General features: G+C 40.5%; 4 protein-coding genes. 1 reads left to right on the top strand and 3 read right to left on the bottom strand.

Annotation, left to right across the window (positions count from 1 at the left end):
* Positions 1 to 92: 92 nt before the first annotated feature.
* Together GAB14E_RS05485 and GAB14E_RS05480 are read right to left on the bottom strand one after the other, a co-directional pair.
* Complete coding sequence (locus GAB14E_RS05485) at positions 93 to 479, bottom strand: hypothetical protein (RefSeq protein ID WP_033082363.1); 387 nt, start codon at positions 477 to 479, stop codon at positions 93 to 95.
* A 450-nt stretch (positions 480 to 929) separates the two neighbouring features.
* A complete protein-coding gene (locus GAB14E_RS05480) occupies positions 930 to 1,148 on the bottom strand; it encodes a hypothetical protein (protein WP_033083612.1) in 219 nt (72 codons plus the stop codon).
* 119 nt (positions 1,149 to 1,267) lie between these two features.
* On the opposite strand from GAB14E_RS05480, the gene GAB14E_RS05475 reads away from it, so the two are divergent.
* A complete protein-coding gene (locus GAB14E_RS05475) occupies positions 1,268 to 2,422 on the top strand; it encodes an IS110 family RNA-guided transposase (protein WP_033081990.1) in 1,155 nt (384 codons plus the stop codon).
* 14 nt (positions 2,423 to 2,436) lie between these two features.
* On the opposite strand, the gene GAB14E_RS25575 is transcribed toward GAB14E_RS05475, so the two are convergent.
* Positions 2,437 to 2,568, bottom strand: a complete 132-nt coding sequence (locus tag GAB14E_RS25575; RefSeq protein ID WP_269429112.1) for a hypothetical protein — start codon at positions 2,566 to 2,568, stop codon at positions 2,437 to 2,439.
* Between the last annotated feature and the right edge of the window lie 166 nt (positions 2,569 to 2,734).

Here is a 2,734-nt window from a genome sequence, read left to right on the forward strand (position 1 = left end):
TAACGCCCCAATAAGGGGCTAAAAATTGTTTGCTATAATGTGTAGCGAAGCGAAACCGAGCAAACTGTTTTTAGTCCCGCTTGATTGGCTTGTTAGTGTACCCAAGCCACCTGACTTTTTACTTTATTTACAAAGAACTCTGAGTCATCAAAATTATCAGAAAACCAATTAAATACATCACGGATAATTACTTTAAGCAACTCCTGCTTTTGTTCATCCGACGACTTTATATAGCTATCAGCACAGAAGTTCTCGTATAGCTGTAACGATACTCCCATTTGCTCAACATAATCCTCTTGGTCATTTCTAGGGCCAAGCCAGACAACTATTTTTCCAATTTTATGAAACTTAAAACGATATGGTAAAGCTTCATTAACTTCTCTCTCAATTTGTTCAGCAACACTATCCATTCGAAAGCCTTCACCAACACCGAGAGCATCTTTTTTACTGGGTAATAATTGGAACTTCCATTGATTCATATGCGACAAAACTCTCTCTGGTACACTAACGCCCACATTAAGCGGAAAAATACAGTTTGGCTATACTGCGCGGAGCGCGAGCCAACTGTAATTTTTCCGTTTGAATTGCTTGTTATGTAATTGGTATTTATGAACATTACGATAACAAACAATATTAAGTTTTAATAGATAAACGGAAGAGATAAAAATACCACCGCCTAATAAACACCTGATCAAGAACTTTGAGCCAATTGATAAGTGCTAGTTTGATTTTCCAAAATTACCTTGGCGAAAACTCAAAAGCAACACTGCCAAGCCTATTTAAAACCACCTATATTTGAAATAACTTTACCTTAAAAGAAGGCGGTACATAACGCCCAAATAACGGGCTAAGTAACGCTTGCTAAAATTGTAGAGCGAAGCAGAACCGAGCAAGCGTTACGTGTCCTGTTAATTTGCTTGTTAGCTATACTATGCCTGCTTATCACCGTTGATACTTGCAAGAGGGTTTGTACCAGTGATTGCTGTAAAGATAAAAATGCATACAGCAAATGCTATTGCAACAACTTTGAACTCAAAAACAAATTGCTCAGAGTTTAGAGCGTTAAAAATCATAACACCAATGGTTGAAACACCTAGAACACCACAAATTACACGTATAAATAATGAATACTTTTTGACAGAACTCAAATCAAACTCCTTGTATTGCTAGACATAATGACTCCCACGAGGTGCTAGCCTCCAGATTCGTGGGTTAGTAAAACCAGAGCCATAATATATGTGTTAAACAATATAAACTGGAGGCTAACATGTACAAATATAACATACTTTTCATCGGCTTAGATACCCATAAAGTGTCTACCGAAGTGGCACATGTAGAAGACCAACGTGGTGCAAAACCCGTTCATTATGGAAAAATAAAAACGACCAAAGCAGCCATTACAAAATTGGCTCGGCAATATCAATCCAAATACCCACAGGCGACACTACATTTTGTTTATGAAGCAGGCCCCTGTGGTTATTGGATTTACCGATTACTGACCAGCTTGAGTCATTGCTGCTATGTCGTTGCCCCCTCATTAATTCCAAAGAAACCAGGAGATAAAGTAAAAACTGACAAACGTGATGCGTTGAAATTAACCAAACTGCTTAAGGATGAAGAATTAACACCCATATATGTGCCAGAGCCTGAAGACGAAGCAATACGCGACCTATCAAGGGCAAGAGAAACAGCGATGAAAGACTTAAAGGATGCTAAATATCAACTTAAGGCCCTATTTCTTCGTAATAACATCAGCTGTAAGGTCAACGATAATTGGTCACTTCAACACCTTCGTTGGTTGACTGAGCTCATTTTACCTCACCCAAGCCAACAAATCGTTTTGCAAGAAATGATACAAGTTATCACTGAGCGAATACAGCGAGAGAAACGACTGGCCAATGAATTATTTCATCAGGTGAAGTCGTGGCGGTTTTATCCTGTAGTTAAAGCACTTCAAGCCGTCAGAGGTGTTCGACTGCTTATCGCAACGGGTATTGTCGCAGAGCTTGGCGATTTAAGGCGCTTTGACCATCCAAAAAAGCTCATGTCGTATCTAGGATTAGTCTCAAAAGAGCACAGCAGTGGTGATAAACGGCGGTTAGGTAGCATTACCAAATGTGGCAATGGACGAGCAAGGCGTTTACTTGTTCAAGGCGCTCATACATATAAGCACAAAGCCAATATATCGACAGAATTACAAAAGCGTCAGGAAGGCTTACCCAAAGAAATTACCGATATTGCTTGGCAGGCCCAACTTAGGCTGTGCCGACGATACAATCGGCTGCTGAGTAGAGGAAAACATCGTAATGTCGTGGTGATAGCCATTGCCAGAGAGATGGCCGCTTACCTGTGGGCTATTGCCCGTGAAGTAGTCATTACGCCAGTTGATACACGATTAAGAATATCGAGAGTACCTGCATGATAAAAAGTTTTGAGTTAGCGCATTGGGTCAAGCATCGGCTGTGGCATAACCACCGAGGGCGTTAGGCTGGCAACGGTATTTATTATCGTTGAACCACGAGCATAGACTGAAATCAGGTGCCACGACGGAATAAGTAAGGTCGGCACTGCTAACCAACAGGTTAGTAATCCACGAATATCAGCATGATAACCGACGAAATTACTTGCTTCATCTATGCGTTAACTCTTTTATTTTAAAAGTAGACATTATGGCTCTAAATTAATGAGCAGGGATCGGTGTATTTAACTTGACGTGGGGAGTCATACCAACGCC

This window comes from Colwellia psychrerythraea (assembly GCF_000764185.1).
GTDB lineage: Bacteria > Pseudomonadota > Gammaproteobacteria > Enterobacterales > Alteromonadaceae > Colwellia > Colwellia psychrerythraea_B.

Coding starts and splice junctions, on each gene's coding strand:
- GAB14E_RS05485 (WP_033082363.1), bottom strand. CDS start 479: ATGAATCAATGGAAGTTCCAATTATTACCCAGTAAAAAAGATGCTCTC.
- GAB14E_RS05475 (WP_033081990.1), top strand. CDS start 1,268: ATGTACAAATATAACATACTTTTCATCGGCTTAGATACCCATAAAGTG.